Origin of the sequence: Ruegeria sp. HKCCD8929 (genome assembly GCF_013031405.1) — a bacterium.
GTDB lineage: Bacteria > Pseudomonadota > Alphaproteobacteria > Rhodobacterales > Rhodobacteraceae > Ruegeria.
Window position 1 is genome coordinate 431,969 of the sequence record NZ_WPZY01000001.1, and the last position, 18,491, is coordinate 450,459.

The window sequence follows — 18,491 nt, forward strand, 5'->3', positions numbered from 1 at the left end:
TCTGGAGGCGCCTTCATGAAATCCCGTACCCGTGCCGTTGTCATTGGCGGTGGCATCGCCGGATGCTCGACGCTCTACCACCTGACTCAGGAGGGGTGGACCGACGTGGTTCTGGTCGAACGTAATGAGCTGACCGGCGGCACCACCTGGCATTCGGCGGCGCAGGTGACCAATTTCGGCATGAACCAGACGATGGTGGGGCTGAAGACGCATTCGATCAACCTCTACAAGGAGCTGGCCGAGGACCCGGACTATCCGATCAACTACCATCACGGCGACGGGGGCATTCGCCTTGCGAACACCGAGGCGCAGATGCAGGGCTACCGCCATTTCGCCTCGATGGCGCGCGGGATGAATGTACATTTTGAGGTGATAGATGCTGAGGAATGCGCGCGCCGCCACCCGCTGATCTCGACCGATAACCTGCTGGGCGGGCTGTGGGACCCGCTGGATGGCGATATCGACCCGGCGCAGCTATGTCAGGCACTGGCGCGGCGGGCGCGCAAGGCCGGGGCCGAGGTCTATCGTAACACGCCGGTGGTTGGGCTGACCCAGCACAAGGACGACACCTGGACGGTGCATACCGAGCAAGGTCACATCGATTGCGACGTTGTGGTTAATGCCTGCGGTTACCGGGTGAACGAGGTGGGGGCGATGATGGGGGTACATCATCCTGTCGCTTCGATGGAGCATCAGTATTTCCTGACCGAGGAAATCCCCGCGATCAAAAAGGCAGGCCACCGGATGCCGCTGATCCGCTGCCCGATCAGCGACTACTATTGCCGTCAGGAGAAAAACGGCCTGCTGGTCGGGTTCTACGAGCAAGACTGCAAGACCTGGGGCATGGATGGGATTGACCCGAATTTCGTCAACGCGCTGTGTCCGGACGACCTTGAGCGGATCACGGATGTGCTGGAAGGCGCCTTTGCCCGCATGCCCGCGCTGACCGAGGTGGGGATTCACACCGTAGTCAACGGCCCGATCACTTATACCATCGATGGCGCGCCTCTGGTGGGACCGATTCCGGGCAAGCGTAACGCTTACTGCATCATCGGTCTGCGCGCGGGGCTGGGCGAGGGCGGCGGCCATGGCTGGCTACTCGCACAGCAGATCGTGCATGGTGAGGCGTGTTATGACACCTGGGTATTGGACCCGCGCCGCTTCACCGGGCACGCCAACGTGGAACTGACCGCGCTGAAGGCCATCGAGGATTATCAGAACGAGTTCCGCTTTCACTTTCCCCACGAACACCGCCCGGCGGGACGGCCCGCCAAGACCACGCCGCTGACCCCGGTTCTGGCCGCCGAAGGGGCCGAGTTCACGGTGGTCAACGGCTGGGAGCGGGTGGACTACATCAAGCCGTCCTCCGAGTTCCATCCCGCACTCAGCTTCAACTTCGAAGAGGCCTTCGACGTGGTTGCCGCCGAAGTGAAGAACATTCAGGAAAATGTAGGCCTGTGCGAAGTCGACGGGTTCAACCGGTTCGAGATCACGGGGGTGGATCGCCACAGCTTCCTTGACCGGATGTTCTGCGGTCACGTGACCAAACGCAACGGGCGCGTCGGTCTGGGCTACCTGCTGAACCACCTTGGCATGGTCAAGGGCGAGGCAACCATCGCCAACTTGCCTGCCTCGGACCGGGGTCCTGAACGAGTCTGGTACGGGTCTGCGGCGGCCAGCGAATATCACGACATGGACTGGCTGACCCAGCATCTGCGCGACGACGAGGACGTGCAGATCCGCAGCCTGACCAACGACCAGACGATCCTGGTGCTGGCCGGGCCAAAGGCGCGCGATGTACTCGCGGCCTGCGCACGCGGCGACTGGTCGCGCGAAGCTTTCCCTTGGCTCAGCGTCCGCGAGTGTTTCATCGGTTTTGCCCCGGCCACGGTGATGGGTGTGAGCTTTTCGGGCGAACTGGCCTATGAAGTCCACCTCCCCAACGCCTCGCTCTACGCCGCATATCTGGCGCTGCGCGAGGCGGGCAGGGCGCATGGGTTACGGCTCTTCGGTGCTCGCGCTGTCGAGTCCATGCGGATGGAGAAAGGGTTTCTCCACTGGAAAGCTGACCTGATTACCGAATTCGACCCGTTCGAGACCGGGCTGGGCCGGTTTGTCCGCATGGAGAAGGGCGATTTCATCGGCAAAGCCGCGTTGGGGCGCCGGATGGCTGACGGGCCGCGGCGCAAGCTGGTCACGCTCAAGGTCGATTGTACCCACGCTCCGGCCCACGCCGGGGCGTCCCTGATGCAGGACGGGAAGGTGATCGGCACCGTCACGTCGGGCGAGTGGGGGCACCGCACGGGGATGAACCTGGCCTATGCCTTTGTGGACTTGGAACATTCCGCCGAGGGCTGCACGTCGAAGCTGGACCTCTGCGGCGACCCGATTGATGCGACGGTCATTCCCTTCTGCCCCTACGATCCGGATCATACGCGTATCCGGTCATGACAGGCGAGACCCGCGACAAGAGCGAGAGATGACATGGCGGTCACATATCTGAAACAGGCCGAGCCGCATCCGACCATCGAAAGCGCCGATATCCGCGACACGATGGCGATCATGCTGGCAGCCATCGAGCGCGATGGCGAAAGGGCCGTCAGGCGCTACGCCGAAACGCTGGACAAGTGGACTGGCCCGATCGTTCCGTCCGATGGGGAAAGACAGGCTGCCTGCGCCCGTGTTCCCGAGCAACTCAAAGACGATATCCGCTTTGCCCATGACAACATCCGCCGCTTTGCCGAGGCGCAAAAGGCGACGATGGGTGAATGCGAGATAGAGCATATGCCAGGGCTGGCGGCCGGTCAGAAACAGATCCCTGTGACCAGTGTCGGATGCTATGTGCCGGGCGGGCGCTACAGCCATGTGGCCAGCGCGCTTATGACGATCACCACCGCGAAAGTGGCCGAGGTATCTCACATCACCGCCGTTTCGCCGCCCAGACCTGAAACGGGCATTCCCGACGCTATCGTCTATGCCATGGACCTTTGCGGTGCGGATCTGATCCTGAACCTCGGCGGGGTGCAGGGCATCGCTGCCATGGCCCAAGGCCTGTTCGGTGCTTATCCGGCAGACATCCTTGTGGGGCCGGGCAACAGCTATGTGGCCGAGGCCAAGCGGATGCTGTTCGGCAAGGTCGGTATCGACATGTTCGCGGGTCCCACGGATTCCCTGGCGATCGCCGATCACACGGCGGATCCCGAAACCGTGGCCTGGGACCTGATCGGCCAGGCCGAGCATGGTGTGGACAGCCCGGTCTGGCTTGTCACCACCGATCGCGCGCTGGCCAAGCGGGTGCTGGCGCGGGCGTCTGAGCTTTGTCACGCTTTGCCCGAACCAAACGCCTCGGTCGCGCAGACCTCGTGGCGGGAGCGGGCCGAGGTCATCCTGTGCAACGGCCGAGGCGAGGTGGTGGAGGTTGTCAATCGCTATGCCCCGGAACATCTGCAGGTACAGGCCGAGGATTTGGACTGGTGGCTGGCGAACCTGACCACCTATGGCTCTCTGTTTCTGGGCGAAGAGACGACCGTGTCCTTTGGCGACAAGACCTCAGGACCGAATCATGTGCTGCCGACCAGCCGGGCAGCACGTTACACGGGCGGGCTGTCGGTGCACAAATTCACCAAGACCGTCACCTGGCAGCGATGCACGCGCGAAGCCCCAAACGAGTTGGCGCTGCGGACCGCAAGGATCAGCCGGGTGGAAGGGATGGAGGGGCACGCCCGCTTGGCCGAGATGCGGTTGGACCGCACTGTCACGGCCGCAGGTGAATAAAATCATCCCAACCGCGACGCAACGCGATTGGGATGGTGTCAGAAATGGATCAGCTCCGGCCTTTCCACGGCACCAGAACACGTTCGGCCCACCGCATCAGGATGTCGATGCCAAAGCCGATGACGCCGATCAGAATGATCCCCATGATCACGATATCGGTGTTCTGGAAACGCGACGCCACCATGATCATCATGCCCGCGCCTTTTTCAGCCGCCACAAGCTCGGCGGCCACAACCGTGCCCCAGCAGACACCCATGGCCACGCGTGCACCGGTGAAGATCTCGGGCAAGCTGTTGGGGATGATGACATGCCGCATCAGCTGCCATTTCGAGGCGCCCAGCGAGTAGGCCGCGTGCACCTTTGAGATATTCACGCCGGACACACCCGATCGTGCGGCAATGGCCATGATCCAGAGTGCTGCAAGGAACAGCAGGATGATCTTGCCGCCTTCGCCGATGCCGGCCCAGATGATCACCAGCGGGATCAGGGCAAGCGGCGGGACAGGGCGCATGAACTCGACAATCGGGTCAAACCAGCCACGGAACCAGTTGGACAGACCCATGGCATAGCCAAGCGGAATGCCAACTAACGACCCAAGAACAAAACCGGCGATCACCCGGAACAGTGAGAACCCCAGATGTTCCCACAGTGTGTAATTGCGGAAGCCATCGGTGATGATCTCGGCCAGGCGGCTCCCTACGTTTTCCGGTGCCGGTAGCCAGATCGGCTCCATCTGCCAGCCTTTGTCCGGCTCGATGTTGAGCGTACCGCGCTGCGACATCGCGACCCGCGCGAAATCGGTTTGTACGACGCCGCCAGGCTCGATGGACTCGCCGTTCACCGCGACGATCCGGGCCCCTTCGCCGCGACCAATCTCGTCGTTCTTGTCCAGCCGCGCCAACTGACTACGATAGGCGGCAATCGCCACGCTGTCATCCTTGGCAAAGCCGTCGCCGGGCGCCACCTCGGGTGCGTCTGCTGGCGCGTCCGCAGGATGTACCACAACGGTGACCGTTGCGTCGTCGCGCTCACCATCCGACGTTTCTACCGTATAGGTAAAAGTCCCCTCGCCGACAAACGGGCCGGGTGCGTGCAGAAAACCGGGCAAAAGCGCCGATCCGGTGAACGCCCCCCACAGCGCGAAGATAGCAACGATCGAGATGATCGAGGCCTTGCGATCGGACACAACCGCGCTTTCGTCCCCGAACGTCACGGTCTTGAGAGATGTGAAATCGTGGCGCTGCGTTCCGGCAGTGACAAGCTTTACCGCGAAAAAGGCGGCGATGAAAATGGCAACGTAGATCAGTATCGGGATCATTGTGCTGCCTCCGTGCGCCCCATGATTTCCTCTTCCATATCCCAGATCATGCCCAGGATTTCTTCGCGATTGGTGGCGAATTCGGGGTGTTTCTTGACGTCACGCAAATCCTGCCCAACGCCCATATCCGCAAAGGGCAGGCGGTATTCCTTATGAATCCGGCCCGGTCGCGGCGCCATGACCAGCAGCCGTTCGCCCAGCAGCAGCGCCTCCTCCACCGAGTGGGTGATCAGGATGATGGTCTTGCCAGTCTCTTTCCAGAGCTTCAGCACCAGCGACTGCATCTTTTCGCGCGTCAGCGCGTCGAGCGCCCCCAGAGGTTCGTCCATGAGAATGACATCAGGATCATTGGCAAGACAACGCGCTAGCGCCACCCGCTGCTGCATGCCGCCCGACAATTCATAGATTGCCTTTTCCTTGAAGTCCTGCAGGCCCACGATATCGAGCAGATGATCGACCTCGGCGCCGTATTGCGCCTCGCGCTGGCCTTTCATGCGAGGGCCGAAACTGACGTTTTCCCGCACGCTCATCCATTCGAACAGCGCGCCCCTTTGGAACACCATGCCGCGCTCGGCGTCCGGGCCCGAGACCGTGTGACCATTCATCACGATCTGCCCCTCGGTCGGGGCGAGGAACCCGGCCACGATGTTCAACAGCGTGGTCTTGCCGCAGCCCGACGGCCCCAGGACGCTCATCAACTCACCTTCCTTGAGGTGCAGCGAAACGTCCTTGAGCGCTTGCACCGACGTGCCGTTCGGCAGGTCGAAACGCATGGAGATTTTTTCGATTGATAATCCTGTCATGTCCCTCTTTCTGCATGAGGGGCGTCATCCACCATCGGGGATGCGCACGCGCATTTTATGAGTGTGGTGGGCAGGCCTGACTGAAATCGGGCCTGCCTGATCAGATTAGCTGCCGCCAGCGATCTGCATCGGCTCGACATTGACCGAGTTTTCATAGCTGCCCAGAGCGGCGTCGATGCTGCCCGCCGAAACGAAGACATCCGCCACACCTTTCATGAAGGTCTGAACGTTGCCACCCAACCACTTCTCGGACAGTTGCTCGCCTATGCTCGGGAAACCCATCGTGCCGATGGCGCCGCGTGCGGCTTCCAGATCCATGCCCGATTCCTTGGCGATCACACCCAGCATCTCATCGCCTCCGGCGCCCGAGTTCCAGCGTTCGTTAGCTGCGGCTGTCACGCTAAGAAACTTGGCGACGAGATCGGGGTTTTCCGAAACGAACGCTTCGGGTGACGAGGTGACGTCGAAGACCAAAATGCCCAGTTCTTCCTTTTCGGCGCCGGTCAGCAGCACGTTGCCATGCTCTTTCATCCGGCTCAGGCCGCCGCCATAGCCGCAGGCGAAATCAACCGCGCCCTGGGACAGTGCCGCTGCACCCTCGGGCGGAGCCATGTCGACCACTTCTAGGCTTGCAAGGTCGACGCCGAAGTGATCCATCTGCCGCAGAAAGCCATAGTGCGCCGCGGTACCCAGCGGTACCGCCACTTTCTTGCCGGCCAACTCGCTCGCGGTCTCTTTGTCGATTTCCAGATCCGACCGCACAACGCAGTTGTCGTTCTCGGAATAGGTCACGGCCACATCGACCACCTGAATTGCCTGCCCGGCTGAGGCCGCGACAACGAAGGGCGGGATGCCCTGGCTGACGGCGATCTGCACGTCGCCCGAGGCCATGGCAGCACTCATCGCGGTGCCGGTCTCGAAACTCACCCAGTTCACCTTGAGCCCCAGTGCCTCGTCATAGGCGCCATTGGCCTTGGATTCCAGCATGGGCAGGGGCCATTCCAGGAAATAGGCGACGGTGATTTCATCCAGATCCTGGGCCAGCGCGGCATGGCTGGACAGGGCCAGCACACTGGTGGCCGCAATGGTTGCGAGAACTTTTTTCATGATTTCCTCCGGTTGGATTCGTTTGTTCTTATGAGCTACCCGTTCGGGTTGCGGTTTTGTTGGTGCGCGCCAGAACGCGCCTTTGGTCGTCAGGGACAGCTTCGATCTATCGCTTTACAGAACTAGTGTTCTGAAATAGGAGAGTATTAAGCAGCTTTGCTTTGCGTCAACAGTTTTCTCGGTATGACCAGGCCGACTCAGCTCGTCCCACTGCTTTGATTGCGAGTTTCGGGTGACCCGGTTTGCATTGCAAGAACAAGAGGAAAGGCACACATGGGTCGGTCCAGCGAGAGTTCGATTGTGACGAAATGCGCGTTGGTCATGGATGTTCTGACGCATTCACGACAACCGCTGGCCTTCTCGGAAATCGTTGCGCAGACAGGGTTTGTCAAAAGCTCGTGCCATCGGATTCTTGCAGTCCTGCAGAGCGAAGGGATGGTGGACTACGAAAAGGAAAGCCGCAGGTACCGCACCGGCCCCCGGTTCTTTGAGTGGGCGCGTGCGGCCTGGCACCGGACCGATTTGCAACAGGCAGCAGCCGACCCGATGATACGGTTGAGCGATGAGACCGGCATGAACGTGGTTCTGTCGGTGCTTGACGGCAGCACCGTTCTGTATCTGCGGACATCCGACTATGTCTCCATCCGTTTCGCGGCCCGCGCCGGGGATCACGCGCCACTCTACTGTACCGCCGCAGGCAAGGTTTTTCTGGCACATATGAGTAGAACGCAAAGGGACGCGGTGCTGTCCTCGGTTCGATTTGAGAAATTCACCGAGTTCACCAAGACCTCACAGGAAGAGCTTGAGGAACAATTCCTCGAGATTCTGGAAGGGGGATATGCGACCGCGATCGAAGAGGAAATTTCGGGCGTCGTCGGGATCGCGTCTCCAATCTGGAACGAGCAGAACAAGGTCGCCGCGTGCCTGTCAGTCTGGGCGTTGGCCGAGCGCGCGGGCAAGGACAAGGTGCTGGCGATGGTCCCTCGTCTTCAGGGCGCCACACGCCATATTTCGACATTGATCGGAGGCGCGGTGCCAAGTGAATCCGGGTTGACGATGTGACGTTGTGTCTTGCATGATGATAGAGCAGTTCTGCAATGCGAGACTGTCATGGATATTTCTGACAAAGCCGCCCCTGACTGGCCCAGGTCCTTATGGGCAGACGCCGTTGAAAACACGGATGTAAACGCGCCACTTGATGGGGATCTTCAGACCGACGTGGCGATCATAGGGGCTGGTTTCACCGGCCTTCGCGCAGCCTTGCACCTGGCCGAGGCTGGCACGTCCGTCGCGGTTATCGATACCGGCGATGTCGGCTGGGGTGCATCTGGCCGGAACGGTGGTCAGGTCAATCCGATGCTGCCCTTCAACTCGCCGGCAAAACTGCGCCGGTTGCTGGGTGCAACATATTTCGAGCGATTGACCGAAGCCTCACTGAAGTCGGCAGACGAGTTGTTTTCCCTGATCGACACCTATCAGATTGAGTGCCAGGCACGGCAAAACGGATGGCTGAGGGTGCTGCACAACGAACGCGCTCTGCGCAAGGCAGAGGCGGATGTGAAGGAATGGAACAGCTTTGGTGCCGGGATGACCGTTGCGCGCGGCGAAGACGTGCATCGCGTTTCCGGCACCAAGTCCTACGAATACGGGGTGATCACGCCGCGTGGCGGAGCGGTGCATCCATTGATGCTGGCGCAGGGCCTGGCCAAGGCGGCAGCGCAACGAGGGGCAAGGATCTTTGGCCGCACCACAGCACACTCTTTGAAACAGGTGGACAATCAGTGGCAGGTGCAGACGGACCGAGGCTCGATCAGGTCAGGGAACGTGATCGTGGCAACCAACGGATACTCGGGACCGCTTGTGCCCAAACTGGACCGCAGCATCATCCCGTTGACCCCGATCCAGATGGCAACCGCATCTCTGCCTAATGATGTGATCGACAGTATACTGCCGGATGGTCACACAATTTCGGACAGCCGCCGGGTGATAATGTATGCCCGGCGCGAGCCGGATAATCGCATTGTGTATGGCGGGCTGGGCAAGCGCCTTGGAAATGGTGAGCTGGGCGGGTTCGATTGGCTGAGGCGAGACGCCGAGCGGGTGTTTCCGCAACTCAGGGGTGCAGCCTGGACCCACCGCTGGGGCGGTCAGATCGCCATTACCGACGATCATTTGCCACACCTTCACGAACCGCAAAAAGGTCTGGTCATCGGCCTTGGGTACAACGGCCGTGGCGTGGCTATGTCCAATGTGATGGGACGAGTGTTGGCCGAACGGGTGCTGGGTGCGGCACAGGACACGCTGCCGTTCCCGACTGCGCCGATCAAGGCAATTCCCTATCGCCCCTTCAAGTTGATGGGCTTGGGGTCGGCAGTCTGGTTCATGCGACTTCTGGATGCGATTGAAACCAGATCATGAGCTGGTGCGCCTGAAAAACTCCCTGTTCCCCAGACTGGACCAACCCAAGTCTGAGGTGGACGGGCCCTCCATTTTGGACCCATCCAGATATGCAGCTTCAAGCCAGCCGTTCGCGCAGAATACCTCGCAGATCGAAAGCGGCGCGCATCAGGTCGCGGGTGTATTCCTGCTGTGGGGCGTCGAACACCTGACCTGTGGCGCCCTCTTCGACCACCACACCCTCTTTCATCACCATCACGTAATCCGACAGTGCCCGCACCACGGCCAGATCGTGGCTGATAAACAGGTAGGACAGAGAATGCTCTGTCTGAAGACGCCGCAACAGCTCGATCACCTGTTTTTGCACCGAGCGGTCCAGCGCTGAGGTCGGCTCATCCAACACGATCACCTTGGGCCGCAGCACCACGGCGCGGGCGATGGCGATGCGCTGGCGCTGGCCGCCCGAGAACTCGTGCGGGAAGCGGTTGCGCATGGACCGGTCGAGGCCCACATCCTCAAGCGCCTGCGCAGCGCGTTCGGCATATTCCTTGCGCGACAGGCCCGGTTCGTGCACCTGCAATCCTTCGGCGATGATCTCGCTAACCGTCATACGGGGCGAAAGTGAGCCGTATGGGTCCTGAAACACCATCTGCAGCCCATCGCGGTAGGGCCGCATCCCGGCGCGGTCCAATCCGGCGATGTTCTGGCCCAGATAAACCACCCGGCCCTCGGACGGCAGCAGTTGCAGAAGCGCACGGCCCAGCGTGGATTTGCCCGAGCCGCTTTCACCGACGATCCCGATGGTCTGTTCGCGCCGCAGTGCCACGTCGATGCCCTTGACGGCGGTGAATTGCGTGTCCTTGCGCAGGAACCCGGCGGGCTGGCCGAACGTGACCTTGACGCCGTAGCCCTCCAGCATCACCTCGGCGCCCTTCGCAGGTGCGGGTTTTTCGCCCGAAGGTTCGGCGTCGAGCAGCATCCGGGTGTAATCGGTTGCCGGAGTGTCGAAAATCTTGGCGGTCTTGCCCTCTTCCTCCAGCTTGCCCTGCCGCATCACGTAAACCCGGTCGGCAAAGGCCTCAACGATGCCCAGATCGTGAGTGATGAACAGGATCGACATGCCCAGCCGCTTTTGCAGATCGGCCAGCAGGTGCAGGATCTCGGCCTGAATGGTCACATCCAGCGCGGTGGTCGGCTCGTCCGCGATCAACAGATCGGGGTCGTTGGCCAACGCCATAGCGATCATCACCCGCTGACGCTGCCCGCCGGACAACTCATAAGGGTAGGATTTCATCCGCCGCTCAGGTTCGGGGATCTTGACCAGCTTGAGCAGTTCCAGCACCCGCGCCTTTGCCTCGGACCGCGATTTGCCGCCGTGCACGATCAACGGCTCAGAGAGCTGATCCTCGATGGTGTAAAGCGGGTCGAGCGAGGTCATCGGCTCTTGAAAGATCATGGTGATCTTGGCGCCGCGGATATTGTTGAGCTTCTTGACCGGCAGATTCAGGATTTCCTGCCCGCGATACCGGACCGAGCCGGTTGCCTGCCCGTTCGAGGCCAACAGCCCCATCGCCGACATCATGATCTGGCTCTTGCCCGAGCCGCTTTCGCCGACCACGGCCACGGTCTCGCCCCGGGCCACATGGATCGACACACCCTTGACCGCCTCAATCGCCCCGTCGGGAGTATCGAAGGTGACGCGGATGTCGTCGATCTCAAGTACGCGTTCGCTGGTCATTTCGTCCTCCATCTCAGCGGTCCTTGGGGTCGAGCGCATCGCGCAGACCATCGCCCAGGAAGTTCAGGGCAAACAGCAGAACGGTCATCGTGGCCGCCGGATAGAACAGCATGAACGGCGCGTTCCGCATGTTCTTGGCGCCTTCCGAAATCAGCACACCCAGCGAGGTCAGCGGTTCCTGCACGCCGAGGCCGAGGAAGCTGAGGAAGCTTTCCAGCAGGATCACCCGCGGGATCAAAAGGGTCATGTAGATGATCACGATACCGGCGGTGTTGGGGATGATGTGCCGCCGCACGATGGCGCGGCCCGAGACCCCCATCGCCTCGGCGGCCTGCACGAATTCGCGGCGCCGCAGGCTGAGGGTCTGGCCGCGCACGATACGGGCCATATCCAGCCATTCCACCGCACCCACTGCCAGGAACATCAGCACCAGGTTGCGGCCAAAGAACACCATCAGCAGGATCACGAAGAACACGAAGGGCAGCGAGTACATCACATCGACGAACCGCATCATCACATTGTCGACGCGGCCTCCGACGAACCCGGCGGTGGCGCCATAGAGCACACCGATGACCAGGGCGACAGCAGTGGCCAGCGCGCCGATGAGCAGCGAGATCCTGAGCGAGATCAGGATGCGCGAGAACAGGTCGCGCCCGTTCGCATCCGTGCCCATCAGGAAATAGAGTTGCTGGACCGAGGCCTCCATCACACCTTTCTTGGGATCATTTGCGTCAATGGACATCTCGGCATTCGAGAACACATCCGAGCGTTCCAGATAGCGCGAGATGCGCGGGTCCAGATCGCGGCGCTCGCTTGAGACCGGGATGCGGACCTTGCCGCCCTCGACCTCGATCTCACCCAGATCGACGCGGGCGCGTCTCAGCGCCGATTCCGCGGCTGGAATGATCTGCGCTTCCTGCGGATAGGGGCTGAGCGAGGGTTTGACCTTGACGAATTCGGGATAAACCTCGGAATAAGAGTGCGGTGCCACCAGCGGGCCGATTGCACCCGCAATCGCCATTACGATCAGCACCACGATTGAGGCCATAGCGGCCTTGTTGCGTCTGAGCCGCAGCATGGCGGTGGCCCAGAGCGAGCGGCTTTCCCCGGAAACCGGGGCGGTATCTACGGAGATATCAGTCATAGCGCACCCTCGGATCGAGAACGGCGTAGAGAAGGTCGACGATCAGGTTGAAGATCACCACGAACAGGGCGACGATCACCACCGTGCCCATCACCAGCGTATAGTCGCGGTTGAGCGCGCCGATCACGAAATAGCGGCCAATCCCGGGCAGGTTGAACACCTGCTCGACCACGATCGAGCCCGTCAGCAGCGCTGCGGCTGCAGGGCCTAGATAGCTGACCGCAGGCAGGATCGCGGCGCGCAGCGCGTGTTTGACCACCACCATGCGGTTCGGCAGGCCATAGGCGCGGGCGGTGCGCACATGGTCGGACCTGAGCGCCTCGATCATCGAGCCGCGGATCAACCGGGTGACCACCGCGACCTGTGGCAGCGCAAGCGCGATCACCGGCAGGATCATCTGGTTCCATTGCCCCCAGCCTTGCGCGGGTAGCCAACTGAGCATCACCGCAAAGACCAGCGACAGCACCGGCGCGACTACGAAGTTCGGAACCGTGATGCCGAACGTGGCAATCGCGATCACGCCGAAATCGGTTCGCGTGTTCTGGCGCAGTGCCGCAAGCGATCCCAGCGCGGCGCCAATGACCAGCGCCAGAAACAGCGCGGTTGCGCCCAGTTGCATCGAGATCGGCAGACCTTCCGCCAGGATTTCATGCACCCGTTTGTCCCGGTAGATGAAGGACGGGCCCATATCGCCCTGGAACAGGTTGCCAAGATAGATCGCGTATTGCTGCCAGAGCGGCTTATCGAGGCCGAAAGTGGCATTGAGGTTCGCCATCACCGTCGCCTCAAGCGTGCGCTCCTGATCGAACGGGCCGCCGGGGGCGACGCGCATCATGAAAAACGCAGCGGTGACGATGATAAACAGCGTGGGAATGGCGGAGAGAAGCCGCCGCAGTGCGTAGCTGAGCATCGGATTGGCCGAGGGGTCAGAGGAAAGAAATGGCGCCGGGAGTTTGGCCCGGCGCCGGATCAGGCGCTTATTCCGAGATGCTCAGATAGCGCGAGGCGTGTACGTTCTGGATGTTGTCCTCCCAGCCTTGCAGCTTGGGCGACACCAGCGACCGCGACGAGTAGTACAGCAGCGGGATGAACGGCAGATCACGCATGAACAGACCTTCGGCCTGTTTCAGGATCTCGGCGCGCGCTTCGAGATCGGTCTCGGCAGCGGCATCGTCCATCAGCTTGTCATATTCGGCGTTGTCGTAATTGGCATAGTTGAAGCCATCATTGTCCGACTCGACCATGAACAGGAAGTTTTGCGGGTCGGAATAGTCGCCGATCCAGCCTGCACGGGCCACGTCGAAATCACCCTTGTCGCGCAGATGTGCGTAGTGGGCCGAGGCGTCACGCACATTGAATTCGACATTCACACCCAGATTGGCCCACATATCCGCAATCGCGGTTGCGGCATTCTTGTGGTTTTCCGAGGTGTTATACATCAGCTCGATGGTGACCGGGCTGTCGGGTGAGATGCCCTTGGCGGCCAGAATCTCGGCGGCCTTGTCCTCGCGATCCAGCATCGACATGCCGAAATACTCGGTCTCGGGCGAGCCGCCGGTGTAGTTGCCGATCCCGGGCGGCACGAAGCTTTGTGCCGGAACCATGGTGCTCTGGAAGATCTCTTCGGCCAGGAACTCACGGTCGATGGCCATCGACAGGGCCTGACGCACTTCGGGGTCTGCCAGCACTTCGTCCTGGTGGTTCAGCGCGTAGTAATAAGTGCCCAGATACGGGGCCACGCGCACCGCATCGCCATGCTCGTCCTTCAGACGTGCGATGTCTTCGGCGGGCAGGTCCGAGCAGCTGTGCACTTCGCCCGCTTCCCAGGCGCGCACGCAGGTGGCGCGATCCTCAAAAGGCAGGTAGTTCACCTCGTCCAGCGCCACGTTGTCAGCGCCGTGGAAGTTCGGGTTCTTTTCCAGAACGATCTTGTCGTTCAGGATGTTCGATTTCAGCGTGAATGCGCCGTTCGACACCATGTTGCCGGGCTGCACGAAATCGGCGCCATGCGCCTCGACCGAGGCCGGATGCACCGGCAGGCCGGTCTGGTGGGTCAGCAGTTCGATGAAGAACGGGGTGGCCTGTGCCAGCGTGATTTCCAGCGTCTTGTCGTCGATTGCCTTCACGCCCATCTCGGAGGCATCGGCCTCACCCTTGTTGACGGCTTCGGCATTCTGGATCGGGTATAGGATATTGGCGTATTTCGCGCCAGTCTCGGGCTTCATGATCCGCTGCAGCGAATAGACGAAGTCCTGCGCGGTTACCGGATCGCCATTGGACCAGTTCGCATCCTGACGCAGCTTGAAAGTGTAGACCAGACCGTCATCGGTCACTTCCCATTCTTCGGCAACGCCGGGCGTCACCTCGGCGGCAGGTGTGTAGACCACCAGCCCCTCGTAGAGATCACGCAGAATGTTGGCTTCTGCGACGGTTGAGGTCTTGTGCTGGTCAAGCGTTTCGGGGTTACCGTCATTGCCCCGCATGTATGTGGCCGCAGAGGCAGCTGTTCCCAATCCGGCGACAATCGTCGCGGACAGGAGCATCGATTTTATGGATGTCATCATGAGATCTCCCTCCCTGGAAGCGAGTTGATGCACAACCGTACAGCCGCCAATTCGCGAACTTCAAGCGGCTTCGTCAGGTCAAGTCGAATTGGCGGATTATGTCGGTTTATCGCGTAGAATTGACATTTTAGAAGGTTGCGCCCGTCAGTTTGAGTAATTTTCGCGACAGTCCGATTGGTCCGCAGCTGCCCGCCGCCCAAGACGGCCGCTCTCGCTCAGATTGCAAGGCGATTCGAATTTCGGCAGATCGTGTGCCGGAGGCATTGTTTCACGTATCCGCATTTTCCGCCGTGATCGTACGGTCCAGGATCAGGCGAAATTGTTTGGCACCTGCGTCCAACCCGAGGTCGATATGCGGCGTTTTTGCGTGCTTCATGCCCAGATGCACCTTTTCCAGAACCTCCCGGTCCTCGTTGAACGCCATATACGCACCTTCGTTCATGAACTCGGAGATTTCGCGATTGTCCGGATCGGAATTCCGATGCTGGAACCAGAAGTAACGGGTCCGATCCTCATCAATCGGCGTCATGAAGTTGTACGAGATGTTGATGAAGGTCTCTTCCACCGGCGCCTTGTCGTACCCGCCGGTGCCGACCGGCGTATAGACCGACTTGTTCAGCCCAATTGCGGGCAAGGACATTTCGTAGTGCTGTAGGCGGTCGCAATCGCCATCAAAGCGCACCAGCTTGGAGTAGTAGGGCGAGGGCGGCTTGTTCTCAATCCAGCGCGACACCACAACGCCTCGATCGGTCTTTGCGACATTGAGCGGTTCGTCATCGGTGCCTGCCCCGGCAAAGGAACTGACATGCACCCAGGCGACATGGCTGGGGTCCAATAAGTTGTCGCAGATCCACAGATAATGGCAGTCGATATCCAGCACGCCACCATCGGTCAGGCCCCAGCTTGGGTCGTCGAAATTCTCGATGGGGAATATCGTGTCGGGATCGGCCAGCTCGGGATCGCCCATCCAGATCCAGAGCAGCCGGTAGCGATCCACAACCGGGTACGAGCGGACCACCGCCCGGCGTGGAACGGCGGCCTGCTGGGTCGGCGCGGCGACGCAGGCCCCCGAACAGTCGAAGGTCAGCCCGTGATAGCCGCATTCCACATGATCGCCCTTCAGGTTGCCGTCCGACAGGGGCAGTTTTCGGTGCGGACAGGCATCCTCAAGCGCGACCGGAGTTCCATCCTCCTGACGGTAAAGCACGATGTTGTCGCCCAGAAAGGTCTCGGCCTTCAGGCTGCGGCCGATGTCTTTACTCCACGCAGCGACGTACCAGCAATTTTTCAGAAACATCTGCGCCCTCTCCCATTTGTCCGGTGGCTGGACGCAGTATTGGGCAGGGGCAAGGGGTGATCCATGCCAGAATGATTATACTGTGCATTAGCAGTGCTAATTCAAAACACACGCTGGGTCCGGAATGTCGGGTTGAGCCTGAACTTCGGAGTGAATCCAGGACAGAAATTCTGCGACCTTGCCGCTATCATCCGTTTCACGCCGGCGCACAAGCCAATAGGACAAAGGTGACTTTGTGACCTCGGGGAAAGGCCGAACCAGCCGTCCATCACAGAGCGCGTCAATGACCAAAGGTTCCCGGCCAAGTGCGACACCCAACCCTTCGATGGCGGCCTGAACCACCATGTTCGACTGACCCAACCGCCGGGTTCGCAGATTGGGAGGCAGGGTCGCGCCAACCTCACGCGCCCAAAAATCCCACGTCGGATTGGACATGCCGAAATCCAGGTTTTCATCTTGCAAAAGCGTGTAATTGGCCAGGTCTGCAACGCTACGCAGCGCATTTGCCCCCTCAAGCATCGAGGGGGCGCAGACCGGGAACAGTCGTTCTTCCATCAATCGCTCGACATGGTATCCGGGGTTGTTGCCCAGGCCGTAGCGGATACCGATATCGGCGTTCAGGCCCGAAAAAGGGCGCTGACCGGTATCGGTCGCAATTGAAATCGACAGATGTGGATGGGCGAGGTCGAACCGCAAAAGACGGGGGAAAAGCCAGGTAAAGGCAAAGCCCGGCAGGCAACTGATCGTCACCGTCTGGGCATCCCGATGCCGATCCCGGATCGCCTCGCAGACATTCGATATTCGCCCCAAACCTTCGGAAATTGCCTGTGCCAGCTGCTCGCCCTCGCGTGTCGGCATGGACTGGCGGGCCCCCCGCATCAGCAAGTCCTGCCCCAACCATTCTTCTAAAGCCTTCACGTGTTGGCTGACGGCGCTCTGACTGACGCCCAACTCGGCAGCGGCGGTGGAAAAACTGGTGTGGCGCACAACCGCCTCGAATGCGCGCAGGGCAGAGTAGGGCAGATTGATGATCATATAAGTGACGCTAATGTCAAACATTATGACTTTCAACTGGTTCCATTGATGTCGTCAGCGATAATTGCTTTGCAATTTCGCTGGAAAAAAAATGTCTGACATCACGCCCGAGCGCGGTGCGCGCAATCTGCTTTTGAACTGTGCCAAGGCGCAGCCGGGCGATCGCCTGCTGATCGCTTATGAGCCGCCCGAATACGGGTATTTCGACAGCGACGCTGTGGACTGCGTGGCGTGTCAGGCCCGCGAGCTGGGGCTGCATGTCGAAACCGTTGATGTAGGGTTTGACCCGCACACTCCACATTTGACCCCAACCCTGCTGCACCAGTTCGAGGCGGCCGACATCATCCTGTTTCTAGCCCGCCTCGGCGATCAGCTGCGGTTTTCCGACATGCCTCAAGGCAAGAAGATCATTGTCAGTTTCGCGGTAAATCGCGCCCTGTTCGGGTCCGGTTTCTCCAACGGGCATCACGATGCCTTCATGGAGATCAAGCATGCCATCAACACTGTTCTGAACGAGGCCGAGGCGGTCCACCTGACCTGTCCGGCGGGCACCGATGTGACAGGGCGGCCCGAGATGAACCTGCGGCCCGAGGGCGATACTTCGATCCTGCGTTTTCCGATGTCGGTCTTCACGCCGGTCCCGGCACATAGCTTTTCGGGGAGGGTCGCGCTGTCGGGGTTCCTGACCGGCACCGGGTCGAAATACTACGACGATTACACCATCCAATTCGACGGTCCCGTCCACGCCCTAATGCAGTCGGGTCGCCTGACCGGTTTTGAGGGTTCCGCGAAAGATGTGGCGAGGGCCAATGCCCATTACGATCGGGTGGCGTCGCTGTTCGGTATCGACCGGAACTTCGTGCACTCCTGGCACGCGGGCATCCACCCAGGCTGTGGCTATCCGTGGGACATGCGTGAGAATTTCGAGCGTTGGGGCGGCTCGGCCTTTGGTAATCCGCGCATCCTGCACTTTCACACATGCGGCGCTTATGCGCCGGGTGAGATCAGCTGGAACGTCATCGACCCGACCATCGTGATCGACGGGGTGACCTATTGGGAACGCGGCGTGTTCCATGCCGAACGGCTGCCGGACGGTCCCGAAATTCTGGGCAAATACCCCTGCGCCGCCGCGTTGTTCGAACACCCGGACTGGGATATCGGGTTTCGCGCCGTCGGCTAGGCCCGCGCAGTCGCACGCTTGATCGAATCGCGCAAGGGCGACAAAATCCTTGATTAATGGGGCCGAGACGAACCGGCCCCATGGTGCGGAGCACTCCCGTCTCCGGCGCCGGTGCCGCAAGATCGACAATGACT

General features: G+C 60.7%; 14 protein-coding genes. 5 read left to right on the forward strand and 9 right to left on the reverse strand.

The annotated features are described in order from the left end of the window. Positions 1-15: 15 nt before the first annotated feature. Together GOX53_RS01935 and hisD are read left to right on the forward strand one after the other, a co-directional pair. Positions 16-2,451, forward strand: coding sequence for an FAD-dependent oxidoreductase (locus GOX53_RS01935; RefSeq protein WP_171173296.1), 2,436 nt, complete (start codon positions 16-18; stop codon positions 2,449-2,451). A gap of 33 nt (positions 2,452-2,484) precedes the next feature. Continuing rightward, entirely contained in the window at positions 2,485-3,774 is a 1,290-nt protein-coding gene (gene hisD, locus GOX53_RS01940; protein ID WP_171173297.1) for a histidinol dehydrogenase, read from the forward strand. A 49-nt stretch (positions 3,775-3,823) separates the two neighbouring features. Here hisD and GOX53_RS01945 read toward each other — a convergent pair whose 3' ends face one another. The 3 genes from GOX53_RS01945 to GOX53_RS01955 all read right to left on the reverse strand — a co-directional run bounded on the left by GOX53_RS01945 (position 3,824) and on the right by GOX53_RS01955 (position 7,002). Further along, on the reverse strand, positions 3,824-5,092 hold the full coding sequence (locus GOX53_RS01945) for an ABC transporter permease subunit (protein ID WP_171173298.1): 1,269 nt from the start codon (positions 5,090-5,092) through the stop codon (positions 3,824-3,826). Continuing rightward, positions 5,089-5,895, reverse strand: coding sequence for a taurine ABC transporter ATP-binding protein (locus GOX53_RS01950; RefSeq protein WP_171173299.1), 807 nt, complete (start codon positions 5,893-5,895; stop codon positions 5,089-5,091). Before GOX53_RS01950 ends, GOX53_RS01945 begins: the two co-directional genes overlap by 4 nt. Positions 5,896-6,000: 105 nt before the next feature. Further along, positions 6,001-7,002 carry an ABC transporter substrate-binding protein gene (locus GOX53_RS01955; RefSeq protein ID WP_171173300.1) on the reverse strand — a complete coding sequence of 334 codons (1,002 nt, stop codon included), beginning with the start codon at positions 7,000-7,002 and terminating at the stop codon, positions 6,001-6,003. 273 nt (positions 7,003-7,275) lie between these two features. Between GOX53_RS01955 and GOX53_RS01960 the strand changes: the two genes are divergently transcribed. Further along, on the forward strand, positions 7,276-8,064 hold the full coding sequence (locus GOX53_RS01960) for an IclR family transcriptional regulator (RefSeq protein ID WP_171173301.1): 789 nt from the start codon (positions 7,276-7,278) through the stop codon (positions 8,062-8,064). A gap of 48 nt (positions 8,065-8,112) precedes the next feature. Then, positions 8,113-9,420 (forward strand): FAD-binding oxidoreductase, encoded by a 1,308-nt coding sequence (locus GOX53_RS01965; protein WP_171173302.1) that lies wholly within the window; start codon positions 8,113-8,115, stop codon positions 9,418-9,420. A 97-nt stretch (positions 9,421-9,517) separates the two neighbouring features. Here the strand turns inward: GOX53_RS01965 and GOX53_RS01970 are convergent, their stop codons facing one another. The 6 genes from GOX53_RS01970 to GOX53_RS01995 form a co-directional block, all read right to left on the reverse strand. After that, on the reverse strand, positions 9,518-11,137 hold the full coding sequence (locus tag GOX53_RS01970) for an ABC transporter ATP-binding protein (protein WP_171173303.1): 1,620 nt from the start codon (positions 11,135-11,137) through the stop codon (positions 9,518-9,520). A gap of 13 nt (positions 11,138-11,150) precedes the next feature. After that, positions 11,151-12,281 carry an ABC transporter permease gene (locus GOX53_RS01975; RefSeq protein ID WP_171173304.1) on the reverse strand — a complete coding sequence of 377 codons (1,131 nt, stop codon included), beginning with the start codon at positions 12,279-12,281 and terminating at the stop codon, positions 11,151-11,153. Beyond that, entirely contained in the window at positions 12,274-13,191 is a 918-nt protein-coding gene (gene oppB / locus GOX53_RS01980) for an oligopeptide ABC transporter permease OppB (protein WP_171173305.1), read from the reverse strand. Before oppB ends, GOX53_RS01975 begins: the two co-directional genes overlap by 8 nt. A gap of 67 nt (positions 13,192-13,258) precedes the next feature. Then, the gene (locus GOX53_RS01985) at positions 13,259-14,845 is read right to left on the reverse strand and encodes a peptide ABC transporter substrate-binding protein (protein ID WP_171173306.1); all 1,587 of its coding nucleotides are present in this window, start codon (positions 14,843-14,845) and stop codon (positions 13,259-13,261) included. Positions 14,846-15,113: 268 nt separating this feature from the next. Then, positions 15,114-16,142 carry an aromatic ring-hydroxylating dioxygenase subunit alpha gene (locus GOX53_RS01990; RefSeq protein ID WP_171173307.1) on the reverse strand — a complete coding sequence of 343 codons (1,029 nt, stop codon included), beginning with the start codon at positions 16,140-16,142 and terminating at the stop codon, positions 15,114-15,116. A gap of 96 nt (positions 16,143-16,238) precedes the next feature. After that, positions 16,239-17,201: a LysR substrate-binding domain-containing protein gene (locus GOX53_RS01995; protein ID WP_254446420.1), complete on the reverse strand. Its 963-nt coding sequence runs from the start codon at positions 17,199-17,201 to the stop codon at positions 16,239-16,241. Between the two features lie 67 nt (positions 17,202-17,268). Here GOX53_RS01995 and GOX53_RS02000 point away from each other — a divergent pair, with 67 nt between their 5' ends. Further along, complete coding sequence (locus tag GOX53_RS02000; protein WP_171173308.1) at positions 17,269-18,357, forward strand: hypothetical protein; 1,089 nt, start codon at positions 17,269-17,271, stop codon at positions 18,355-18,357. Positions 18,358-18,491: the final 134 nt, after the last annotated feature.

Coding starts and splice junctions, on each gene's coding strand:
- GOX53_RS01960 (WP_171173301.1), top strand. CDS start 7,276: ATGGGTCGGTCCAGCGAGAGTTCGATTGTGACGAAATGCGCGTTGGTC.
- GOX53_RS01995 (WP_254446420.1), bottom strand. CDS start 17,201: ATGTTTGACATTAGCGTCACTTATATGATCATCAATCTGCCCTACTCT.
- GOX53_RS02000 (WP_171173308.1), top strand. CDS start 17,269: ATGTCTGACATCACGCCCGAGCGCGGTGCGCGCAATCTGCTTTTGAAC.
- GOX53_RS01985 (WP_171173306.1), bottom strand. CDS start 14,845: ATGATGACATCCATAAAATCGATGCTCCTGTCCGCGACGATTGTCGCC.
- hisD (WP_171173297.1), top strand. CDS start 2,485: ATGGCGGTCACATATCTGAAACAGGCCGAGCCGCATCCGACCATCGAA.
- GOX53_RS01990 (WP_171173307.1), bottom strand. CDS start 16,142: ATGTTTCTGAAAAATTGCTGGTACGTCGCTGCGTGGAGTAAAGACATC.
- GOX53_RS01935 (WP_171173296.1), top strand. CDS start 16: ATGAAATCCCGTACCCGTGCCGTTGTCATTGGCGGTGGCATCGCCGGA.
- GOX53_RS01975 (WP_171173304.1), bottom strand. CDS start 12,281: ATGACTGATATCTCCGTAGATACCGCCCCGGTTTCCGGGGAAAGCCGC.
- GOX53_RS01945 (WP_171173298.1), bottom strand. CDS start 5,092: ATGATCCCGATACTGATCTACGTTGCCATTTTCATCGCCGCCTTTTTC.
- GOX53_RS01950 (WP_171173299.1), bottom strand. CDS start 5,895: ATGACAGGATTATCAATCGAAAAAATCTCCATGCGTTTCGACCTGCCG.
- GOX53_RS01955 (WP_171173300.1), bottom strand. CDS start 7,002: ATGAAAAAAGTTCTCGCAACCATTGCGGCCACCAGTGTGCTGGCCCTG.
- GOX53_RS01965 (WP_171173302.1), top strand. CDS start 8,113: ATGGATATTTCTGACAAAGCCGCCCCTGACTGGCCCAGGTCCTTATGG.
- GOX53_RS01970 (WP_171173303.1), bottom strand. CDS start 11,137: ATGACCAGCGAACGCGTACTTGAGATCGACGACATCCGCGTCACCTTC.
- oppB (WP_171173305.1), bottom strand. CDS start 13,191: ATGCTCAGCTACGCACTGCGGCGGCTTCTCTCCGCCATTCCCACGCTG.